The sequence below is a fragment of the Paenibacillus phytorum genome, assembly GCF_013141715.1.
Lineage (GTDB): Bacteria > Bacillota > Bacilli > Paenibacillales > NBRC-103111 > Paenibacillus_E > Paenibacillus_E phytorum.
The window spans coordinates 16,176-37,792 of the sequence record NZ_WHOA01000242.1; the positions used below are offsets into that span (position 1 = coordinate 16,176).

Sequence of the window (21,617 nt, forward strand, 5' to 3'; positions counted from 1 at the left end):
CAACTAATTTACACATTCTCACATCCCCTGTCAATGCGCAAATATGCCGAAAAAACCAGAAAATCCGGGTACACCTGACGTGTACACCGGATTTACGAGTTGCTATTGCTTGTTACTCTTCGGAATGATCCGAATTGGAATCTTTATCTTTGTTTAACTCCAATTTATTGCTTTCGCTAGATTGGCTTTGCCCTTGAATGTTCACTTTGACCTCTTCGTCATCCGCGCTTGCATTCAATTTGCCTTTCTCTAGAAGCTCGATGATTTCGTCTTTATCGAGTGTTTCTTTCTCAAGCAGCGTTTTGGCTACGAGATGAATCTGATCTGCATGCTCCGTAAGCATCGCACGAGCACGATCATAACAAGTGCGAATAAAGCTTTGCATCTCTTGATCAATCTCATAAGCAATCGCATCACTGTAGTTTTGCTCATGTCCGATGTCGCGGCCTAAGAACACTTGGCCTTGCGAACTGCCGAACTGCATTGGTCCTAGTTTATCGCTCATTCCATATTCCATAATCATGCGACGAACAATACCGGTTGCTTTCTGGAAGTCACTATAAGCTCCAGTGCCAATTTCTCCGATAAATAGTTCTTCGGAAACACGGCCGCCCAGGAGTCCTGTTACTTTATCCAGCAATTCGTTCTTCGTCTGCATCATGCGATCTTCGCCTTCTTTGGGCAGCATCATGACATAACCGCCAGCGCGTCCGCGCGGAACGATCGTAACTTTGTGCACCATATCGGCATTCTCTGCATAATAACCAATGATCGCGTGTCCGGCTTCATGATAAGCAACAATGCGCTTCTCAGACTCACTGATAATCCGGCTTTTCTTCTGCGTACCAACAATAATACGGTCAAAAGCTTCCTCGATCTCAGCCATCGAAATGTCTTTACGGTTACGACGAGCAGCAATCAAAGCTGATTCGTTCAAAAGATTCTCTAGATCTGCGCCTGTGAATCCAGTTGTGTAGCGAGACAAGGCATCCAGCTTCACGTCTTTGGCAAGCGGTTTATTGCGGGCATGTACTTTCAGTACAGCTTCGCGGCCTTTGATGTCCGGACGATCTACCGTGATTTGACGGTCGAAACGACCTGGACGCAGTAAGGCTGGGTCAAGGATATCTGGGCGGTTAGTCGCTGCAACGATAATGATACCTTCGTTCGCGCCAAATCCGTCCATTTCTACTAGCAATTGATTGAGTGTTTGTTCACGCTCGTCATGTCCGCCGCCTAAACCAGCGCCACGTTGACGACCTACAGCATCGATCTCATCGATAAAAATGATACAAGGTGAGTTCTTCTTCGCGTTCTCGAACAAGTCACGAACACGGGAAGCACCGACACCGACGAACATCTCAACGAAGTCAGAACCTGAAATACTGAAGAATGGTACGCCTGCTTCACCAGCGACAGCTCGTGCAAGAAGGGTTTTACCAGTTCCCGGAGGACCATTGAGCAGAACCCCTTTAGGAATTCTAGCACCGACAGCTGCGAATTTCCGTGGATCTTTGAGGAATTCGACAACCTCGATCAATTCTTGCTTCTCTTCGTCTGCACCTGCCACGTCTTCAAATGTGACGCGTTTTTTCTCCTCATTATATAAGCGGGCACGGCTTTTGCCAAAGTTCATCACTTTGCCGCCGCCACCTTGAGCCTGATTTAACAGGAAGAAAAACAAGATGAAGATAATGACGAATGGGATGATGGAAGTTAGGAAACTAATCCAAACGCTATCCCGTTCCATAGTCTCGTACGTTTCTGATGGAACGCCATTCGCTTCAATCAGCTGGACGACCATAGGCTCGAACGGAGCATGGGTTTCGAAGCTCTTCTTATCAGCACCACTTGGTGGGTTAATGTACTTACCTTTAATCAAATATGTGTATCCATCAAACTTTAAGGTCACGGATTCCACATTTTTGTTAACCACCGCTTGGCGGAATTTATCGTAAGTAATTAGCTCCTTTTGCTCGTTTTGGGTACTAATGAAATGGACGATCCCTACAGTAACCAAAAATATAAGTAAATAAAAGCCGGTATTCCGGATAATTCGATTCATCCCGAGCCTCCTCTCAAACGGCACACGTTTATTATTTTACCACATCCCGGTAAAGCACTACAACATAACAGCGCTGATGAGTCTGCGGGAAATGACATTAGCTACTGTAGATCTCTGGTTTCAATATGCCTATAAATGGAAGGTTGCGATATTTCTCTGCATAATCCAGACCATACCCGACTACGAACTCATCTGGAAGCACATAACCTGCATACTCAGGTTCGAGTTCCACAGTTCTGCGTGCCGGTTTATTAAACAGCGCAACGACCGAAATCGTCTTAGCATTGCGTCGCTCTAGCACATCTATCAGATAACTCAGCGTTAAACCGCTATCGATAATGTCCTCCACGATAAGAATATGACGTCCTTCTACGGGAACATCAAGATCTTTAATAATCTTGACAACACCAGAAGACCTCGTGGATTGACCATAGCTGGATACAGCCATGAAATCGAGTTCCAATGGTACTCTGATTTGCTTTACAAGATCAGCCATGAAAATGAAAGCTCCCTTAAGCACACAGATAACCAATGGGTTCTTACCTTCGTAATCGATGGAGAGTTTCTCCCCTAATTCTTTGATCTTACCTTGAATCTGTTCTTCACTGTAAAGAACTTCTTGAATGTCGCTGTACAAGGATGAACCCCCTAGTTTTATATTATGAATCCTTATAAATTTACATTCTAGAAGAACGAAATTTACGCATATTACTTCAGCACTAGCTTCATATGAAGTACACGTACTGTATCTGGTCCAACCAGAGCGTGCTTGGACCTACGAAAGCCAGCAATCCAAAGGATTTGCCCGGAAGCATCGACTAGCAGTGGAATGACATCACGCCGGCTTAGCGGCATTTTGGCATCAATGAACATATCCTTTACTTTTTTGGATCCATTTAAACCATGCGGCTCAAACCGATCTCCTGTCTTGCGACTCCTTACAACAAGCGGCAAGTTAAGTTGATCCAGATCCAAAAACACGTCCGTTGCAGATGAGAAATAAACAGCTGTCTCCTTCGAACTAGCCGGCACCCATGAGCAGATCAGTTTGGCTTCCACTTCTGGCAGGCTCAGCTCGCTTGTATCTAATCCAACCTCATAAGCATAAGGCTTCGGAGAAGGAGCGAAGGTCTGAAATTGAATAGATTCATATTCTCTCACAATATAAACCTGTTCATCCACCTGAAGGATTTGATTAGAAACCTTATCCTGTAAAATCAACTCACGCATACTTTCAATTCGCGTAAAATCCAACCGATCTCTTTCCAAACAAAGACAGTTTAATATTAATTTAATCAAACGCCTTTGTAAAGCAACGTGCAGCTCAGTGAAATCACGTCTTACTATACGGCAGCAGGCTTGCTGGAAAGTCGTTATTCGGCGAAAAATCTGCTCGGCTTCTTTGGCCAAATAATCATCCTCAGCTCGCATCAAATCCGTCAATCGATTCAGTGACTCTGGAAGTTGTTCATTATACTGCTTCAGCATCGGCATCACATCAAGCCGAATCTGATTTCGAAAATACTTCCGCAGCTCATTGCTGCTGTCCTTACAATACGCCATTTCATGCTGAGCGCAATAATTCACAATATCTGCTTTGTATATACGTAAAAACGGACGAATCAGTTCCACTTTTTTTTCGCGCCTGCGTTCCGGCATGCCAACCAGGCCTGAAGGGCCTGTCCCTCTCAGAATCCGCATCATGACGGTTTCGGCTTGATCATCCGCATGATGAGCGAAAGCAATACGCTTAGCGCTGTATTTCGCTGCGATCTGATGTAGAAATTCGTAGCGCTTCTCACGTGCCGCGGCTTGCCCATTGAGTGACGTTTCCTCTATATAGGCAGGCACATCAATGACGCCGATTTCACATGGAAGCCCTAGGTCGTCTGAAAGCTTCTCTACGAAAAAGGCTTCCGCATCCGATTCCGCGCCGCGGAATTGATGATTCACATGCGCAACAACGAGCTGCCAGCTATAACGCTCAGCAAGGGCAAAAAGGACATGAAGCAGCCCCACGGAATCAGGTCCTCCTGAAACCGCAACGACAACTACATCTCCTGGATCGACGAGTTTTTCTTCAATAATTCGCTGTTCCACCTTGGCAACAAGATCGATTTCCATCGGGTATTCCTTTCTATTCCTGCACTTTCCGTCATGCTACCAATACATATAGAGCGTTGCCCCAAAAATAAAAATAGAAGCGGCGAAGCATATTTTCAGCCATGGCATTTGGAGCGTTGACTGCGTAATCTTCTTACCTGAAACCAACGTTCTCCAGTACTGATAGGCTTCTTGCGAAGAATTAAACTCATTATTTAAAGCTTTGTTAAGAAATGGCGCGATATAGGCGGCAACTGAATTTTCGCGCATGATGGCCGTTAATTGATCTAAATCTCGGTTTTGAGGCAGCATTTTGGATAAACCAGTGAAGCGTTTGCGTTGATCGAGCGATTTTAATAGTAAAATAGCAAATGAAAATAGATCATAGCTCTCTTCCGCAACCCGCTCCCCCATATTCCAAAAGCCGCGGTCATACACTTCGGTTAACTGTTTAATCGCTCTGCCTTTAGGAGTCACACCCCCAAAATCAATGAGATCCACATCGCCATAATTGGAAACGATCATATTCTCGATCTTCAGATCACCGAAAACATAGCCGCTCTTATGAACCTCCGTTAACTTTCGAAGCAGGTTAGAACCAATCACATAGATCCAATCCTGACCACGTTTATGTATAAAATTAGAAATCGTGATTCCCTCAATATAGCGCATGACATAGAAAGAAACTTCTTTCCCATTTATCGTCATATCATCGGCATCTATTAAAAAGTTCTTGAACGAAGTTTCTGTCAGTGAGATGGCAAGCAAGGAATTAATCTCCGATTGATGATCAACCGTCTCATGACCTGCTTTAAGCGCAAATCTAGCTGTCCCTCTTCGTACGAGCGCCACTACTCCGTTGGAACCAGCACCTAATAAACGTTCGACCACATACATCTTGCCGTTCCATTTCCCTTGGATTTCTGACCCTGGACGGAAGGCGTCTTCATACCACGTAGTCACTCAGCATCCCATCCTCGGTCTTTGGTAAGATAGGCTTCTCCGTTATGAACTGCAAAGTTTGCAGTAACGCCGGACCTGTCGGAGTTGTACCCTTCATGTTTATTTTATAGAACATCTTGTCTAAATTTGCAAGTTGATTCGTCCAGCTGAGATCCATTTCTAATTCCTGATCTCTCGTTTTGGTTGACGGAAAATGGAAAACTGCTAGCTCACTCTTGCCGCTGCGGGCTCTAAGACTAAGCAAAAGATCATGAATCGCTTCACGCACAGCTGCATGCTTAGGCTTCATACTAGCACTCGCATCTATTAAAAGAGCTACGCGGAGTGAGGTGGTTTCACTCATGGTATCGATCACTTGAACCACTTCAGCGCGCTTCTCTGGTGGTAACTGCTCCAATTGATTAAAGCCTAGAATACTTTGCAACTCTTTGCCTACGGCATGCTGAATTGTTGTGGTTACCGTTTTACGCGTCATCATCTGAACCGTCTGGGAAAGTTGTCCTGAATTCACGATTCGGCTCATCCCACCACCCGCCGCAGCAATCTCTTGAATCTCCTCAGAACCTAGCACCCCTAGCTCCCCATGGTCAATCACCCCGATGACATTCACGGTAACGCCTTCAGTATGCGCTTGTGCTGCTGCTATTACCGGACTCACTCCTACATTGGAACACCCATCTGTAATTAAAAGAATCTGCTTCATCATGATATTTGCCTCCCTGGCCCAAGAAAAGATTAGCTCTCTAGTAGTTCTACTCCTAGTTTTTCCATTTATGAGAGAGTCTAATCACGAGCTAATTAAGCGAAATTAAAAGACAGCCTGCCCAATGGTAATGGCAGACTGTCTCGAGATTGAAGAGTTATCGAGTGAATCTCCTTCTTAAGATAAGACCTAGTAGGATTAAGGTGATACCTGCGATTTCCACGTACAGATGGCTAGATTCTCCTGTCTTCGGGAGGGTCTCTGGTTTAGTGATAGGGGGTATTCCCCCCAGAGGCACATCATTATCAGTATCAATCGGTATGTCCGGATCCGTCGAAGGAGTAGGAACCGTTGGCGGTGTTGGCGTTACACTTGGCGCTGGTGTTATAGATGGCGGTGGCGTTGCACCTGGTGTCGGGCTTGGTGTTGGTTTTGGCGGTGGTGTTGGTGTCGTTGGCGGTGGTGTTGGCCCCCCCGGTGGGTTTGTTGATTCTGGGGGCGGTGAATCCGTATTAGTTGTCTTCGTGTTGATCACATTGAGATGAAGTTCATCTCCCGGATGAAGTGTTATCGGATTATCCTCTTTATTTAATACGTATCCAGGAGGAGCTGTTATTTCACTCACTACATACTCGCCTGCAAGTAGATTATTAAAGACAACCGTACCTGTTTCATCCGTTGTTAACTTGTTAATCTTCTCACCCGATTTACGTTTCAGTTCAAAGGTTGCGCCGTCGAGCAATAACGTGTTGTTTGCAGAATCAATTTTCTTAACCGTCAATGACCCTCGAACTCCGCTGCCTGTGCCAGATCCGTCAGAAACACCTACCACGATTTCCTTGGTCGTTTCTCTCGTAATAGTGGTTTCGTTAGTGCCGCTAAGACCGATTCTATTCGTGATCGTTTCGTGATCGTTGGCCATAATTAAAGATTGATATTCCAAAATGTACGCGGTTGATATCTGTTTGACGAAACTCAGTTCAAATGTTTGCTTACCTTGATTGTCCGTATTAATAACTAGCTTGTAATCCACTCCCTTCGTTAATTCAGTCCCTTTCGTGACATTCCCGTTGCTAGTCACAATCGTTGCAAACAAATGGAATGAATTCGGCAATAATTGTTGATTGATTGACGGTGTATCTATGATTTTCGCATCATTTAACGTCGATTGACCATAATTGATTTGGACGGACCAGTTTATTTTATCTCCGCTTTGCGACCCACTTTTACTCACGTATTCTCCGCCCTTAGGAATGGGCAGGGTCGCGCTGAGATTGCCGGAAACGGGCTCAGTTCCATTAAATGCTCTAGCCGTGTTAGAAACCGAACTGTTAATCACTTGACCTTGCAGACTCGTTTTAAAAACGATGTAAAATGGTTCCGAAATGGGTTGAAGAAAATGAACAACTAGCCTGTTTTGGCTATCCACTGCGTACTTATATTTTGAGGGGGCTATCTTCCCGCCCAGTGAGTGGTCGCCATTTGCCTGAATGTTCATTTGGTATACAGCAAGCAAATCAAGCGGTTTAAGCGGATCATCAATAAACTTTTGATTAGACTCTAACGTATCCTGTACGATAGCATCTGCAATAGCTTTGCCGTTATAGTTAGCTCCTACTGTCCATTCTAGTTTTTTTGAAGCAGCATCGTAGGCACCGTATTTAATCCCATTGTTCTTCACTTCATTTCTTGGAATAAATGTTGCTGATGCCGTTTGTGTCTTTGTTTTCTCAGAGCTGTCGATCCAATCGACCTTAGCTGAATTAATGAAATCAGTAGTTCCCGGAGGACTGATCAAATCTAGATTAAAATCTGTTTTGTAATCAATCGAAATTGGTTCTGAGATCGCATTCGTGAATTTCACTTTGAACCCATCCTCAACGGGGACAGAACTATCAAAGATATAATCCGTCGACGGTACGATCACGTTTCCTTTTTTTATGACTAACGAATCAGGTATGAAACGCAATCCTTTTTTCGGAAATGTATCTGTCACAACCACATTGTTCATCAACTGACTGTCTCTGTTAATAACTATATGCCAAGCTACAGTTTTGGCCTTGTAATCTACGGTTCCAGGATACTTGTGAACAGCCCCCTGTTCAATAGGCTGTGTTGCTGAATCACTTGCTTCGCTGCCTGACGTAACAGTATTCGTAATGATCGCAATATTCATGACTGGATTGCTTGCCTTGGTCTGATAAGTAATTTTATATGCGGATGAAATGTCATTCTTGAATTGGATTTTAAATCCTTTCTTGCCAGCGGCTTCTTCGTTTGTCACGGTGTACTCCCCACTCGGCAATTCACTTCCCAATATCTCATTACCATTCGAACTGAACGTTACGGGATAGACATGTAGGGATCCTGCAACTATCTCTTGTGTATCATTGAATAAGTCTTTTAGGAATGCCGCTGACTGGGCAATTGTCCTTTCGTTATAATTATATTTAATTCCCCAACTAATAATTTGCGTAAATGGATTATAGCTCTCCACAATTTTATCCAAAGAGCTGCCAAGAGTTACTTGGACTGTCGCAGAGGCTTGAACAGGGTTTTTATTACTTCCTCCAAAAGTTGCCGTATTCACAAAGGTCTTTTTATTAAAATCAGTAATTGGCGTCGTATATTGAATGCGATAAGCCGTATGAATAGGAGACTCCGTGAATCGAACAGTGAGATCTGATCCTGTGATACTTACTGTATACTTACTGACATCCACCAATGCTCCTTGTACGACAGTCCCATTTAAATGAACCCCTAAATCATAGACGGCTACAGTAACAGGAACTGATAGACCTGTAGGGATCGGGTCCGTCACCACGGCGTCCTGAACAGAATCCAGCGTCTTATTCACATCAATGGTCCAATGAATATCTTTCGAATTAAAACCAGATGATATGCCTCTTTTTTCGATTGTAGAAGTGACCGATGGTCTAAGATGAAGAGTGAAAATCTGATCACCAGATTTAACCGGTATGCTAATCGTTACCGTTGTGCTTTCCGTAAGTTGACTTGTATCTAACTTTGTTCTGAAAGTAAGCGTGCCATGTACATTATCATGGCTTTCTATGTAGTTGTTAAAGGTGATCAGCACTTGATGACTAGCTCGATCAACATGGAAAGTTCCTAACTGATCCTGCCCCATTACCAAATTACTGCTGATATCGTTGAAAAGCAAAAATTGCTGCGGCAGTGTGAATGTATACGTATCACCACTTTTATACCCATGACCGTTTGGCAGCGACCACGTATAGTCAAGCTGAATTGTGGAGTTTGGCTCGTAAACATTGCCAGTCACCACTTGTCCTGCACTGTCGTATACAGCCATCGTCACGCTGTCAAGAATAGTGTTCGAAATCGTTTTTGCACTGGCCTCAGTAAAAAAGCCAATCCCGTAAATACTCTGCATAAAAATTAATAAAGTAATCAGTAGCACACTCGTTTTTTTCAACATAATTTCATACCTCCATTCATGAATCAATTTTTATAGATATTATTTATGTGTATACCTCCTATGATTTTGAAACAAATTGTATCATTACCTATGATATATGATACAAGATGTATTGTAAATCTTGGAATTTAATATTTTTTTTGGTTGGACAAAGCAAAAAAAAACCTGTTCTCAGTTATGAGATCAGGTTTCATCCATTCATTTAATATATTTTCGATATCTTATAATTAGAATCATTTTTTATAATATCTATCGTTTCACCGGCTTGTATATGAACAGCGTCATACGTGGTATCGATCGTCACCCATTCCTGACTTTCCTTTAAGAAGACTTGATTCCACGCATGATAAGTATCTGGCGCATGGTTTTCATATCCCATAACCAGACGGGTTGGAATCCCCTCGCTTCTTGCCATTGCCGCAAAAGTAGCTGAAAAGTCATAACAAATTCCCTTGGACGCTGCGTAGACCATATCCAGATTAGGTACGTAACTATCTGCTGCAGTTTGAGCCTTCTCATAATCATACTGAAAATGTGTCGTGATATAGCCATATATGGCTTTTATTTTGTCGAAATCCGTTTCCTTATTCCCAGCTAATTGCTTAGCCTCAACGACCGCCTTCGATTCATCGTTCCAATCGATCAACGGAATGGACTGCAGAAATACGGTATTCTCGTCTTCCATTTCTAAATCTATTTGTTCTTGCTCAATAACTTTGTATTTATTAGCTCCTATGGACTCTCCAATCAGTACTTTATATGAGCCGTTTCCTAGCTGCAAAGGGTACTGATCTCCTTCTTCAAAGGTGTAGTCGTATTTGATATTTTCTCTCATAATTCTTACGAGAACTTTGGTGTTCTTAGCGTTTGAATAATTTACCGAGATAATCCCTTTATTCAGAGCATCTTTATCAATCACGGAAGGATTGGAAGCTGCAAATATCCCCTGCGGAGCAAGAGTAAACAGAAAAGTCGCCATGATCGTTCGTATAATTGGCTTTTTAAACACAAAAAAATCCCCTTTCGGTAACTGGCTGCCAACTTAGTTCGGCTAAGGAAGGCCCTTTAGTTTTGCGTCTCTAGTTTTCGCTAGATTTGCCTTTATCGGAGGAACGCACCGAATCCCTTATAATTACTATAGTGCAATCTTAACATAGGCTTGTCTCTCTGAATAGACAAAATATTACATGTTATTCCTTAGACTGCACCATGATTCCCTTAATCGCTATACGATGAGTCGGATTTTCCATAGGATGGCAAGTTATTAGCGTAATCTCCCGATCTTTGCCATTACCCTTCAGTACCCAGACATCCTCTGGGAGGACATACTGTTTGTCCACTACTTTGTAGATATACGTTTTGCTCCCTGTATTCACTTCTATGAGATCCCCTTCGGTGACTTCATCTAGTCTATTAAAATTTTTCCCATAGGTCAGGTTTCGATGACCCGCAATGGCATAATTACCAACAGCTCCTGCTTTGCCTGTTTTGGCAATACTGGCAACGGAAATCTTCAAATTATTCACGGTTGCATCTGTCAGAATAGGGAGCTTCAGATCAATTTTATCGATAGTGAGGACACCTTCTATATTCTTCTGCGGCAAAGTAACTTGCCTCGGCGTCGTTTTCACGGCCAAAGGGCTTGGTTGGCTGCTCGGCTGGCTGCTTGTCGGCAGAGCTTCCACTGCGGGACTGGAAGAAGGCACGACTAACCCCGCATCTGTCTCCTCCTCAATGTCAGAGCCTGTCTGATCCATATCCTGCAGATTTTCCTGCCATTGTTTCAAAATTTTATTCTGCTGATAGCTCTCATAACGATCGTTTAACGTTGGATAGAGAAAAATGATAATCCCAAGAACGATAATTAACAGTGATAGCTTTTTTCTAATCACCAGTGGTACCACCTTTCTCTTGGATCTCATGCACTAATAACACTCCGAGGAAGCTTTGGGAAAATTAGCTAACAGACATATTAATAAGTTAAGCATGCTTCTAATTCTGTGCGCAACCTTTATAGAGTATTAATTTACTAGTTTCGAAAAATGCAGCATCCGCTATACTCTTATGAGAATAGCTGCACATAAAAAGCCATAACAGCAAATGAGCTGTTATGGCTTCTATTTCTCCATTAGCTAACCGTCTTCGGACGCTCCATTCGCGTAATTCCTGGCCAGCGGAATGTGGCCCACTCAGGCTGCCTCTTCTCGACTCGTGCCACAACGACGGTCATATCATCTTGAATTTCGCCATGATGGTGGCGGAAAATCCTTTCTAATAAACAGTCCGCAAAATCCTGCGGCATCGTCGTATCAATTTCCTGAATCATCCGCTTCATCCACATCTCTTTGTTTACCGCATGTCCCGGTGCATCGTAGATCCCATCTGTCATCATGACAAGGATATCACCCGATTGGAGCGGAATCGAGACCAGATCAACATCAATCTCGCTTAAGATGCCGACCGGCAGATTATTAGCCGATATTGAAATCACTTCCGTTCCGCGCTTAATGAAGCTAGGGGTGGAGCCTATCTTCATAAACGTTGTATTTGCGCTGTACATGTCGATCAAAGCCATATCTACGGTTGCGTACATCTCATCCGAAGAGCGCAACATCAACACCGAGTTCAGCGACTTGATCGCCAGCTTCTCGTCCATCCCTGACTGCAGCAGCTGCTGCAGGATGCTCAGAGCCGTCTGGCTCTCCGCACGCGCGCGCTCGCCGTTGCCCATGCCGTCGCTAAGCGCCACGGCATACTTGCCATTGCCCAGCTCCACCGTGGAGAAGCTGTCGCCCGAGAAGAGGTCGCCTCCTTTGGCTGCGCCGGCGACCCCGGTCTCAACCTCGTATTCCTTGGCGGAGCCGAATACGACCGTGCTGTAGCCCTCGCCGCGCGCATGCATCTCCTCGCGCATGACGGCGACGTTCTCGCCGATAATTTCGCTCAAGAGCGGCGCAATGATTTTCCGACATTCATCGAAGCCCTTCGTGTATTGATGAATGATCTCAATCTCGATATTCCCTTCATCCAAGGAAATGATATCGATGGTATGGATGGATAAGCCCAGCTCCTCCAGGGCATTACGAATTTGCTCTTCTTGAAGGAACAGCTCCTGTCCTTCCCGTTTAATCTCCTTGGCCAAGTCCTCCATTACTTGGGATACTCCCGAAAGCTGATCAGCCACGAGATGCCGGCTATCCATAATCTGCTTTTTCCAATGCAAATCATTCTTGTATAAGCCATACTGCTGCTTCATCACATCCAGCACTTGATCCGTGCGAATACATACCTTCCTCCACTCCGGTGGAATATTCTTCTTCGTCATACTCTCCTTCATCTCAATTTGGGTCATCATATCGGTCATGTACGTATATGTTTGATAAAATTTTTGATCCCAGCACTGGCTCTTTTTCCAGCAGGAATCACAAGCCTTCTGCGCAACCGCATTCATAAAATGGCCAACATCCTCCTCCTTGCGGCTCACCGCATCATCGGTCGTCAACTGCTTAAAGCTGCGCGCCAGCTGGCGGAACACTTCAGAGAATTGTTCTACACGTCCTGCCGTAACATCCCGAACCCGCTTCGCATAGTCCTGTTGGGATTTCAGATTTTCCTGCGTGCCGGGCACATATTTAGCAAGAGTCAGAATCAGACTCCGCGGTGTCAACAGGAAGAGTGCTACAGCTGCAAGCGACTCCCATGTAGAGTTGATCACATCAGCCCCCGATCCCATATAGAAGGCAAGTATCGATGACCCAAGCAGCATTCCGAATGCAACAGCCAATCGATTACCATCTTTGAGAAGCCCTGCTAACATCCCCGAGAAAGCCAGTAAACTCATTTGATAAACTGCATTGCTATTTGCAAGACTTAGGATTAATCCTGTTATGACACCTACCGAGGCTCCGAATGGCGCTCCTCCCACCAGCGCAAATAATAGAATTAAATACCGGGACAGCACATGTTCTACGGTGATTGGACCCACAACCCAGCTCACCGTTCCTGTCATCACAGAAGCTAACAAGATAATCAGACATATAATTTCCTCATGTTTCAAATGGTAGTTCTTACGGGTAAGCGTAAATACAGGAATTGCTTGAATAAAAATTAGTGTCAGCACTAGACTTAGCAGTGCCTCAACGGAGACCATCATGAGCGTATACCAGCTTAAGTTTGAGACTACAAGCTCTGCAAAGAGCTGAACCAGCAAGGTCGAGCTGAATACAAGTAGCGGTGCTAAGGAAATATCGGAGCGTTCAAATTTCTCCAAAGCTTTTTGGATGAGTAAGAAAACGATGATCTCTGTAACAAGATAGCCCGTATTCGAACTCAGTGAGAATAGGCTTCCAGCAAATGCTGCGACACTTACCCAGTGTAAAATATCTCTCCTTGTAAAATAAATAACAGCAATGAATGCAAGCGCAAACGGAGATAGCTGTTCCAAAATCATCGCACGACCGAGTAAGAAAGCCATCACGATGAGCAGTAAAGACCACTTCTTAGCTACAAAGGCTTGTACGAATCGATTTTCCACGGCAGCGCTATGTGCGCCTATTTTCGCTTTCTGCCACAATCCCGACCAACCGCCACCAATCACTGTGCCTAAGCTTCTTCTCTGCATGTTTTCGAACACCATCCATTCATTCCTTATTTGTTTCTCTAGTATAGAGACAATCTAGCAGAAAGTTTGTCAGAATGAGTTGATAGATTCAAAGAAATTTCCGACAAGCCTCGTTCGCCTTGTCACCATGCCTCAGCCCTTGCCTAGTCTCGTTTTACCATATCGAAAACGTTTCCAAAAGTCTGATTGCCTCGAACTTTCGCCCTGCGTATGGGGGAGATACCCGTAATTCCATGTCGATTGTTCTTTACGTTATTTTAACTATTTGACGTTTGGATAAAAAAAAAACCACACTCGCCTAAGCGAATGTGGTTCGTTACTGCATCTATTAATCTCTTCTTCCGCCTCGGCCACCGCGTTTGGACTCGGTGTTCTTTTTCAAAGACGAAATCCGCTCTTCACTATCTTTAAGGAACCGAGATACTTTATCTTCGAACGAAAACGGTCTAGCTCCGCCTTGCTGCTTGTTAAAGCCGCCGCGACCACCACCGCCGCCGCCTCGATTGAAGCCACCGCCGCCACCTGGACGACCGCCACCACCACCGGGACCACCGCTTGGAGGACCACTACGTTCTCCGCCGCTACTTGGACGACCACCTTGGTAGCCTCCTGGACGATCTCCACTTGGACGTCCTTGATAGCTGCTGCCACCTGTACGTTCAGGACGAGCTGGTCTTTCCTCAACTGGCTTGTCAACCGTCTGCTTGATCGACAGTCCGATCTTGCCATCCTTGTCCACGTTAATCACTTTGACCAATACTTTGTCATCCAGCTTTAAATGGTCATTAACGTCTTTCACATAGTTGTCCGCGATCTCCGAAATGTGAACAAGACCGGTAACTCCTTCAGCAAGCTCGACGAATGCTCCAAAGTGAGTAATCCCCGTCACTCTACCCTCTAACTTGGTGCCAACTTCAATTGCCATAAAGTAAAATGTTCCTCCCTTAAAATGTTGAAAACACTGGCTACGCCGATTATAACCGATGCAGAAACCACGGTCAACACGGCAACAGCCTCTTCTTCTTGTTGATTTTTATTGCGACTTTGAGACACTTAGTGGCGTCTCTCCGGTTTTACTATAATGAAAATCTCGACGAATAATTTGATCCAAATACTCGTCATTATGAAGTCGAGCGATTTCTTTCGTTGTTTGCTCTTTGAGTTTTTTTGACTCAACAAGCTGTTGCTCCATATTCGCTACGACACTACTCTTCTCTTGCAGCTTAGCGAACTGCCCCCAGATGTTCACAGCAGCCCAGCTCATAAAACATAGGACAAAAATCATTAGAAAACGCAGTCTTCGTTTCGAGCCTACACTGTTGCTGCGCTTGGATGGAACGGTTGCTTTAGCATGCATGAATAGGAATGCCTCCTACTTTGAGAATAACCTGCGAAAGATCAATATGATATTACCCTTAAGTTTCTTCAACCAAACAGGGATAACAAAATATTTATGCACAGGCCGAGTCATCCAAAGGAGTAATCTCCACACAGGATAAAGCAATTGTAGCACAATTCTATAAAGGAATATAGCTACAGCTAGTAAAAAGCCCAAAATAATCACAGTTAGACGATATAAGCCAATAATCGGTTTAATCAGGATAATTTCGACAGTTTTAGCAATGAAACGGTAGATAGCAATCGTAATTCGAATGAGAAGCAGAGTAAGCCGGATGACCCAAGTGCTGAGGAAGGCGAAATAAAAACAAATGCCAATCCCCATCCCCAGAAAAATAAATACACGAACTTGTCCTTCATTACTGTAAATGAGCAGACGGAACACGAGGATTGTCGCCACAATCCAATAAACCATATCAATGAACGGAATCGTCCATCGCGGCAGTCTCAGCTTGCCAGAGAGCACACGAAACACATCGAAGATCGCACCTATGGCGATTCCGCTCAGGAACATCATGAAGATCGTATGGAACTGAACATTTAGAGTCACTTGAATAACTTACCAAGGAACCCCTTGGATTTCTCCTGGGTATTTCCGTCCACATAAGCTAATTCGTGAATGATTCCTTCTATGGCGACCAACCCTTGTTCCAAACTTAAGTTCTTGATGTGCAAATTCTGTCCTTTAATCATCAAGTAGCCCATTTCCGTTTCAAGGAGGAACTCTTCACTGTCAAAGCTTTCTACGTTCAAAACTCCGGAGATCTCCAAGAGCTTGCGATTCAGCATTTTAATTTCTTGCCGCTTATTCGTGTTTTTCACGGGTTCAATCATGGCCTGTACCCCTCCTTCATCTATCATTACGATATGGGAGGATGTCCTATTTTAGAACCATGCATTAGCCTTCATACAAATATAAAAATAGCCCGAGACCCCTATTCAGGAATCTCAGGCTATTTCACAACTTGCCGTGTTATTCGGATTGAAAAGCTTCTTCCTTGAGCAGCGTGTACATCTGAGCAGCGTCTTCCTTGCGGGTCGACTCCGAAAGAACCTCCACTCGAATCGTCACTTTTTTCTGACCGAATTGAATAGAGAGCTCATCTCCGACTTTCACGTGTGTACTCGCTTTGGCATCTCTACCGTTAATCCAGACACGCCCTTGATCGGACACATCCTTCGCCACGGTGCGACGTTTGATGAGACGAGATACTTTGAGAAACTTATCGATACGCATTATTTTACAGCGTCTTTAAGCTTGTTGCCCGCTTTGAAAGCAGGAACGTTGGATTCCGCGATCACGATTGGGTTGCCTGTTTGTGGGTTACGGCCTGTACGACCAGAACGTTTGCGAGTTTCGAATGTTCCGAAACCGATTAATTGAACTTTATCTCCGGATGAAAGAGCGTCCGTTACTTCACCAAGGAATCCGTTAAGTACAACTTCAACGTCTTTCTTAGTAAGTCCGCTTTTTTCTGCAATGTTGTTGATCAAATCTGTTTTGTTCATGTGGTTTCTTTACCTCCCAAAAATGTTTGAAGATCTAGTCTTCTACTATGTAGCTATTTTGCAAAGCTGAGAGACTTTGAACTTTGTTCAAAGATCCCTATATTATATTTCCATATTCAACCTTACACCAAATCTAGTATTCTGCTTTTTTCGGCAAAATCCTTCTAACTCTGGCCAAGTTTTGCAACTTTTTTTGCTTCCTGCCATAAATTTTCCATCTCTGATAATTCAGTTTGTTCAAAAGAAAGCCCTCTTAAACGTAGTTGATCTTCGATATACGAAAATCTTTGAATGAATTTGCGGTTCGTCTGCGCGATCGCCTCTTCCGGATCAACCTTCAGGAATCTAGCGACATTGACGATGGAGAAAAGGACGTCGCCCAGCTCCTCGAGCCGATCTTGAGCCCCTACTTCGGTTGGATTAGCGATGGCTTCGCGAAGCTCCGTTAACTCTTCTTCCACCTTATTCAGGACATCTTCCAGCTCTGACCAGTCAAAACCAACTGTCGCTGCCTTCTTCTGAAGCTTCAACGCCTTCATAAGGCCTGGCAGCTCGCGTGGCACACCGTCAAGTACGGATTGCTTCGTGACATCAATGCCCTTCTTACGCTTCTCCTCCGCCTTCATGGCATTCCAGTTCACAAGAGCTTCGTCAGCATCCTCAGCCTTGCTCTCACCGAATACATGAGGGTGCCGGCGGATGAGTTTCTCATTCAACGTGGCGATGACATCATAAACGGTGAACGCGCCAATTTCCTCTTCCATCTGCGCGTGCAGCATCACTTGTAAAAGCAGATCGCCGAGCTCCTCACACATGTGCTCCGGATCGTCTTCGTCTATTGTTTCAAGAACCTCATACGCTTCCTCTATGAGATTCTTGCATAGGCTGGCATGCGTCTGCTCACGATCCCAAGGGCAGCCTTCCGGGCTGCGTAGGATTTGAACGATTTCATGCAATCGGCCAAAAGTGCGGTAATAGTCTTCATCCTTTTCACTCTTCGGCACCCAGACAAGGGAAAGATTGCCGTACCCCTTCACATGATCAAGCTCATGCAGGGGGACCTCGATAATCTGTTCCTCCCCTGCCACACCCAAGGAATGACCAACGACAACACGGTAATCATCCGAATAAGCATCCATGAGGCTAATCTTAAGATCTGACGCCGTAAGGCTATCATATACTTGTCCAATAACAGTATGAAGCTGCGGATTAAGAGTATAACGGCTCAGGCTGGTCGCGTCAAGCAATTGAAAGCCATCAATCGGGTCAAAACCAAAACGTAGAAACGCTTGATCCAGAAAGCTCTCCCCGCCGATGATTTGGAGTGAGATGCCCTCAGATGGACAGTGTTGTTTCAGAAGCTGTACCGTGTATTCAGCCACCATCGGATGGCCTGGCACCGCATAAATAACCTCGGAGGATTGCGTCTTGGCGGATTGGATGAGCGCCTCTGCGATTGATTCGTACACTTGTTCAAAGGTTTGGTGCGCTAGGTAATTCTCGTCGAACGTTTGGTAAGGAATCTGGTTCGTATCCAGCATCTGAACCATCGGATGATCTTTCGTTCGCAGGTATAGCACGGCTTGCTCCTTGGCAGCCAGCTGCAGCTTTTTCCAGACACCTAGTGTGAGCTGGTCTTCGTCTCCCGTTCCGAGTCCGAGGACGGTTATTTGCGGGTTGTTTGTTGACATGTAGGAAACACCTCCTGATTGTTGGTTAACTGCTATGTATAAGGATGGGATTTAAGGATTTGCAAAAGTTCCTTTACTAGCTGGTACCAGCCTACGTTTGCTGCAGATAGTGCAGGTAATCTGAGCACAAAACCACTATCCAAAGCTACCACACCTGTTCCCCATTCCAACTGACGTTTGCTGCAAATAGTGCAGGTAATCTGAGCAAACAACCCATATCCAGCGAGTTTTGCTGCAAAATGTGCAGCTAATTTAGAGGAAATCAGCTGATTCGGCTGTTTGGATGACATTTAGCTGTAGGAAATGCAGCAAATCGATGGGAACAACGAAGTAACGTTGATTTTGCTGTAGTTTTTGCAGCTTATTAACCATAATTAGCCGCGGTTGCGGGGGCCGGCGGATGCCTTAGCCGGCCATAGCTTCGCCAGGACCGGCGCCAGCTTCCGGTCCAGCTCTGGCATCAGCCGCAGCTCCTCGCGGCTGATGCTGCCGCTGCGCAGCAGCGCAAGCGCGTAGACGGCTGCGCCGCCGACTACGCAAACCAAGGCGATTGCGCTAGCGCTCAATCGCTCAGGCACGTGCCATGCCGCCACAGCGGGCAAGGCCAGAAGCTGCAGCGCTGCGAGGCAGCCGCCCATCAGCCCCACGGCAAGCAGCGGACTGACGGCGTACGGCCGCAGCGCGAAGCGCGCCCCGGTGCAGCGGCGCAGCTGCACCAGATTCAGCCCCGCCGCAGCGGCATAGGCGATCACCGCGCTCAGCGCGGCGCCGTCAATGCCCCAGCGGGGCATCAAAACCACGTTGCCGAGTGCTTTCAGCACGATGGCAACGAGCAGGGCCTTCACCGGCGTGCGGATCGCGCCGGCGCCTTGGAGAACGCTGGCCGAGACTGCGTTCAGCGTACTAAACAAGGCCGTGAAGGCAAGCACGGCCATCGTCCAGCTGGCCTCATCACTTTTGTATAACATAACGTTAATCGGCACTGCTGCAAAGGCAAGTCCGAACGAAGCTCCGAGCCCGATGAGCCAAGAGAGCCTAATAGCCATCTCAGCCCTAAAGCGGATGAGTTCGTCCTGCCTTCTTGCTTTGGCTTCTGCAAGAGCAGGAACTAGCACGGCGGACATAGAGGAAGCGATCATGACAACGAGCTGAACAAGAGGAAGCCCTCGGTTATAAAGCCCGAACTGCCGCATAGCCTCCCCCTCGCTCCCTTGCGCAGCCTCGAGAAGACGCGGCATTGTAAATGTGTCGACAAGCGTGAGCAGTGGAACCACGATAGCCCCCAAACAAACAGGAATCGCATAAACCGTAATGCGTTTCGCCCACTCCCAGGAGGAGAGTTCCTTGTGCTGCAGAACGCCTTCCTTTCGCTTTCCATCACTCAACCCCTGCCCCCGGTCATCTTCACTCACTCCAGACTCCCGCTCCTGTCTCATCGCCTTCCGCCAATAAACATACATCACGGACAGCCCAGCCGCAGCACCTGTCACGGAGCCAAATGTAGCGCCAGCAGCAATCCACTCCTCGTCATAAGCTAAGGCCACCATATAGAGCAGCAGCGCGACCATGGTAATCACCCTTATAAGCTGCTCAATCACTTGCGAAACAGCCGTCGGCACCATATTCTGATACCCTTGGAAATAACCTCGAAGGACAGCAAGCATCGGGGATAGCAGCAGCGCGAAGGATACGCTTCGGATCGCCCTCTCTGTCTGGCTAATTCCAATCCAACTGGCAATCTCACTAGCTCCGAAGTATAACGGAACAAACACTACAATACCGGAGGCCATCAATATTCCTGTGGATACATGAACAATACTCCTAGCCCCTTGATGATCACCATCAAAAGCTCGTTCGGCTACGAATTTGGATACTGCTACCGGAAATCCGGCTGTAGCCGCAAACAAAATCAGAATATAGAGCGGATAAACCGCATTATAAATACCAAAAGCCGTATCACCGGCTACATTTTGCAGCGGAATCTTCTGCAGTGTTCCCAATAGTTTAGAGAGAATAGCGGCAGCCCCAAGTAGAGCGGCACCTCTTAACAGCTTGGCACTCTTGTTACTGACATTCCTCTGGAGCTCCTCTGTATAACCTTGATGCCCCTTGTCGGAGTCCCCCATCTTACTTCTCCTCTACCCTGACTTCATGTGTATAGACATATTATAACGAAATCAGTCATGGCAGACAAAAAAAGCTTCGCTTACAGATGCGGGGGCATCTCGGTAAGGAAGCCTTTATGTCTTATTTTTCTTTCATTGTTCCATCTGCTTCGCCAAAAATCCAGCGGCAGTCTCCACCATCTTAACTTCCATATTCCCCATTTTCACATTCTCATCTTTGGAGAGCAAAATGACACATCCAATAGGGTCGCCACCAGCTACTATCGGAGCGGCTACGAAAGAAGAGAATGTTTCACTTATATCCTTGATAAGCTCAAATTGACCACTGCCGCTTTCAAGAATCGCTTTGCGATTTTCCATACAGGATTCAACGATCGATCCAACCGACTTTTCGAAATAGTCCTTTTTGGACCCCCCAGCCATCGCAATAATGTTATCTCGATCTGAGATCAGGGCCACATGATTCGTGCTTTCAAATAACGATTCCGCATATTCTTTGGCAAAATCACCAAGTTCACCGATAGGTGAATACTTCTTTAGAATCACTTCACCATCTCGATCCACGAAAATTTCCAAAGGGTCACCTTCGCGAATGCGTAGTGTGCGTCGTATTTCCTTGGGAATAACAACTCTCCCTAAATCATCTATCCGACGGACAATTCCAGTTGCTTTCATACCTCTAGATGCCTCACTTTCCGCTCAGTAATTAGATACGACAGGAGCATGAAATCTTGTATGCTAGATCGGGATTTGGTGGGAACTCGAATTCTATCCATAGTATTCTTCACTTCCCATTCTTCTATGCAGACGCTTTTCTACGGAATTTACTTTATTTAGCTTTGCATCCTGCTGCGCTTATCATGTCCAAAAATGAGAAAATCTATATCGAAGAAATTCAATGATGAGCGACCGCGCTTAGAGGTAGATTTTATCGCCAATAAGAAAGCTGTTTTCGTTTCGTGAACCGAAAACTTATACTTG

The 21,617-nt window shown here is 45.5% G+C and carries 20 protein-coding genes and 1 riboswitch; of the genes, 1 reads left to right on the top strand and 19 read right to left on the bottom strand.

The features are described 5' to 3' along the window. Positions 1 to 112: 112 nt before the first annotated feature. The 19 genes from ftsH to spoVT all read right to left on the bottom strand — a co-directional run bounded on the left by ftsH (position 113) and on the right by spoVT (position 21,311). Positions 113 to 2,065: an ATP-dependent zinc metalloprotease FtsH gene (ftsH, locus tag GC098_RS35790; protein WP_047682974.1), complete on the bottom strand. Its 1,953-nt coding sequence runs from the start codon at positions 2,063 to 2,065 to the stop codon at positions 113 to 115. A gap of 97 nt (positions 2,066 to 2,162) precedes the next feature. Further along, complete coding sequence (hpt, locus tag GC098_RS35795) at positions 2,163 to 2,702, bottom strand: hypoxanthine phosphoribosyltransferase (RefSeq protein ID WP_171649113.1); 540 nt, start codon at positions 2,700 to 2,702, stop codon at positions 2,163 to 2,165. 71 nt (positions 2,703 to 2,773) lie between these two features. Continuing rightward, complete coding sequence (tilS, locus tag GC098_RS35800) at positions 2,774 to 4,189, bottom strand: tRNA lysidine(34) synthetase TilS (RefSeq protein ID WP_171649114.1); 1,416 nt, start codon at positions 4,187 to 4,189, stop codon at positions 2,774 to 2,776. Between the two features lie 36 nt (positions 4,190 to 4,225). Continuing rightward, positions 4,226 to 5,131, bottom strand: coding sequence for a protein kinase domain-containing protein (locus tag GC098_RS35805; RefSeq protein ID WP_171649115.1), 906 nt, complete (start codon positions 5,129 to 5,131; stop codon positions 4,226 to 4,228). Then, a complete protein-coding gene (locus GC098_RS35810; RefSeq protein ID WP_171649148.1) occupies positions 5,115 to 5,834 on the bottom strand; it encodes a vWA domain-containing protein in 720 nt (239 codons plus the stop codon). The genes GC098_RS35805 and GC098_RS35810 overlap by 17 nt, the downstream gene beginning before the upstream one ends. 157 nt (positions 5,835 to 5,991) lie before the next feature. Next, a complete protein-coding gene (locus tag GC098_RS35815; RefSeq protein ID WP_171649116.1) occupies positions 5,992 to 9,291 on the bottom strand; it encodes a collagen binding domain-containing protein in 3,300 nt (1,099 codons plus the stop codon). Positions 9,292 to 9,493: 202 nt separating this feature from the next. Continuing rightward, on the bottom strand, positions 9,494 to 10,300 hold the full coding sequence (locus GC098_RS41390) for a transglutaminase-like domain-containing protein (protein ID WP_171649117.1): 807 nt from the start codon (positions 10,298 to 10,300) through the stop codon (positions 9,494 to 9,496). A 13-nt stretch (positions 10,301 to 10,313) separates the two neighbouring features. After that, positions 10,314 to 10,401, bottom strand: a riboswitch (cyclic di-GMP riboswitch). An 80-nt stretch (positions 10,402 to 10,481) separates the two neighbouring features. Then, on the bottom strand, positions 10,482 to 11,183 hold the full coding sequence (locus GC098_RS35825) for a class D sortase (RefSeq protein WP_312880554.1): 702 nt from the start codon (positions 11,181 to 11,183) through the stop codon (positions 10,482 to 10,484). A gap of 236 nt (positions 11,184 to 11,419) precedes the next feature. Beyond that, positions 11,420 to 13,912 (bottom strand): stage II sporulation protein E, encoded by a 2,493-nt coding sequence (gene spoIIE, locus GC098_RS35830; RefSeq protein ID WP_171649119.1) that lies wholly within the window; start codon positions 13,910 to 13,912, stop codon positions 11,420 to 11,422. A 328-nt stretch (positions 13,913 to 14,240) separates the two neighbouring features. Then, positions 14,241 to 14,837, bottom strand: a complete 597-nt coding sequence (locus GC098_RS35835; RefSeq protein ID WP_056833811.1) for a S1 domain-containing RNA-binding protein — start codon at positions 14,835 to 14,837, stop codon at positions 14,241 to 14,243. 108 nt (positions 14,838 to 14,945) lie between these two features. Next, positions 14,946 to 15,269: an FtsB family cell division protein gene (locus GC098_RS35840; protein ID WP_171649120.1), complete on the bottom strand. Its 324-nt coding sequence runs from the start codon at positions 15,267 to 15,269 to the stop codon at positions 14,946 to 14,948. Between the two features lie 15 nt (positions 15,270 to 15,284). After that, entirely contained in the window at positions 15,285 to 15,860 is a 576-nt protein-coding gene (gene yabQ / locus GC098_RS35845; protein ID WP_171649121.1) for a spore cortex biosynthesis protein YabQ, read from the bottom strand. Continuing rightward, positions 15,857 to 16,144 carry a sporulation protein YabP gene (yabP, locus tag GC098_RS35850; RefSeq protein ID WP_029197777.1) on the bottom strand — a complete coding sequence of 96 codons (288 nt, stop codon included), beginning with the start codon at positions 16,142 to 16,144 and terminating at the stop codon, positions 15,857 to 15,859. The genes yabQ and yabP overlap by 4 nt, the downstream gene beginning before the upstream one ends. A 139-nt stretch (positions 16,145 to 16,283) precedes the next feature. Then, the gene (locus GC098_RS35855) at positions 16,284 to 16,547 is read right to left on the bottom strand and encodes an RNA-binding S4 domain-containing protein (RefSeq protein ID WP_029197990.1); all 264 of its coding nucleotides are present in this window, start codon (positions 16,545 to 16,547) and stop codon (positions 16,284 to 16,286) included. Then, positions 16,547 to 16,819, bottom strand: a complete 273-nt coding sequence (locus GC098_RS35860; protein ID WP_029197991.1) for an HU family DNA-binding protein — start codon at positions 16,817 to 16,819, stop codon at positions 16,547 to 16,549. Before GC098_RS35860 ends, GC098_RS35855 begins: the two co-directional genes overlap by 1 nt. 164 nt (positions 16,820 to 16,983) lie before the next feature. Next, positions 16,984 to 18,510, bottom strand: a complete 1,527-nt coding sequence (gene yabN, locus GC098_RS35865) for a bifunctional methyltransferase/pyrophosphohydrolase YabN (RefSeq protein ID WP_171649122.1) — start codon at positions 18,508 to 18,510, stop codon at positions 16,984 to 16,986. Between the two features lie 32 nt (positions 18,511 to 18,542). Further along, positions 18,543 to 18,800: a hypothetical protein gene (locus GC098_RS35870; protein ID WP_171649123.1), complete on the bottom strand. Its 258-nt coding sequence runs from the start codon at positions 18,798 to 18,800 to the stop codon at positions 18,543 to 18,545. A gap of 84 nt (positions 18,801 to 18,884) precedes the next feature. Next, positions 18,885 to 20,636 (bottom strand): putative polysaccharide biosynthesis protein, encoded by a 1,752-nt coding sequence (locus tag GC098_RS35875; protein ID WP_171649124.1) that lies wholly within the window; start codon positions 20,634 to 20,636, stop codon positions 18,885 to 18,887. A 132-nt stretch (positions 20,637 to 20,768) separates the two neighbouring features. Beyond that, a complete protein-coding gene (spoVT, locus tag GC098_RS35880) occupies positions 20,769 to 21,311 on the bottom strand; it encodes a stage V sporulation protein T (protein WP_171649125.1) in 543 nt (180 codons plus the stop codon). A 56-nt stretch (positions 21,312 to 21,367) separates the two neighbouring features. On the opposite strand from spoVT, the gene GC098_RS35885 reads away from it, so the two are divergent. Continuing rightward, a complete protein-coding gene (locus tag GC098_RS35885) occupies positions 21,368 to 21,538 on the top strand; it encodes a hypothetical protein (RefSeq protein WP_171649126.1) in 171 nt (56 codons plus the stop codon). The last annotated feature ends 79 nt before the right edge of the window (positions 21,539 to 21,617 follow it).